This is a genomic window from Candidatus Micrarchaeota archaeon (assembly GCA_028866575.1).
Taxonomy (GTDB): domain Archaea; phylum Micrarchaeota; class Micrarchaeia; order Micrarchaeales; family Micrarchaeaceae; genus UBA12276.
Genome location: JAGWHU010000050.1, coordinates 1 through 1,070 on the forward strand (window position 1 = coordinate 1; position 1,070 = coordinate 1,070).

The following is a 1,070-nucleotide window of genomic DNA, read 5'->3' on the forward strand; positions in this document are numbered from 1 at the left end:
ACAGGACCGGTAGCAGGAGTTAACTACTGGACACTGCAAAATGGTGCCCTCAATACCATTAACACCAGTGCAGATCTTCTGATTGGTGGTATCTCCTCTGCCTCTGCCAAGTTTAGTGTCCTTGGGGTGAATACCACCAGTACCACGGCCTCTGTCTCCGGACAAACAGGCAGTGTCACCATTGGGAACAATGGGAGTATCCAAACAACCGCCAATCAGACCCTGACGCTTGGCAACAGTACCACAGGAGGAAACATTGTCTTAAGTCCGTTGACCTCTGTTACGGTGAATGGGAACCTGGTCACCACAGGAAATGAGACAACCACAGGGAACCAGACAACAGGAGGAACCCTGCAAGTAACCGGAGCAGTCACGCTTTCTAATCTTGGGATTGGGGTTGTCCATGCAGGCAGTGGTGGCCTCCTCTCCTCTTCAGCCGTCAACCTTGCAAGTAGTGATGTCACGGGTGTACTTGCTGTGGGGAATGGAGGAACAGGACTCTCAACCATTCCCTCGGGTGCCTTGGTATATGGGAATCTGACAGGTGTAGTAAATACCCTTGCTGCAGGAGGAGCAGGCAGTGTCCTGGTATCCACAGGGACTGCTCCCTCCTACACCACGGCACTGACAGGGTTAACCCAACTTACCTCCTCTGGCGCCATCCAGTTTAGTTCTCTGGGAACGGGGATTGCCCATATTGGCAGTGGTGGGGTGCTCTCCTCTTCTGCCGTCAACCTGGGGAATGCGGATATTACCGGTACACTCCCACTAGCTAATGGAGGAACAGGAGCAAACCTGACAGCCAATACAGGTGGAGTGGTATATGGGAATGGGAGTGCCCTGGCAGTGACCTCTTCGGGAACTGCAGGATATTGTTTGGTAAGTACTGGCAGTAGTGCTCCCTCCTTTGCCCAATGTGCAACAGGACCGGTAGCAGGAGTTAACTACTGGACACTGCAAAATGGTGCCCTCAATACCATTAACACCAGTGCAGATCTTCTGATTGGTGGTATCTCCTCTGCCTCTGCCAAGTTTAGTGTCCTTGGGGTGAATACCACCAGTACCACGGC

The 1,070-nt window shown here is 52.6% G+C and carries 2 protein-coding genes; one reads left to right on the forward strand and one right to left on the reverse strand.

Annotated features, from left to right (window positions below):
- Positions 1-204 (reverse strand): hypothetical protein (locus KGI06_06385; protein MDE1871836.1); only part of this gene is annotated, 204 nt, incomplete at its 3' end.
- An 81-nt stretch (positions 205-285) separates the two neighbouring features.
- Between KGI06_06385 and KGI06_06390 the strand changes: the two genes are divergently transcribed.
- On the forward strand, positions 286-1,070 hold a 785-nt coding region (locus KGI06_06390; GenBank protein ID MDE1871837.1), incomplete at its 3' end, for a hypothetical protein.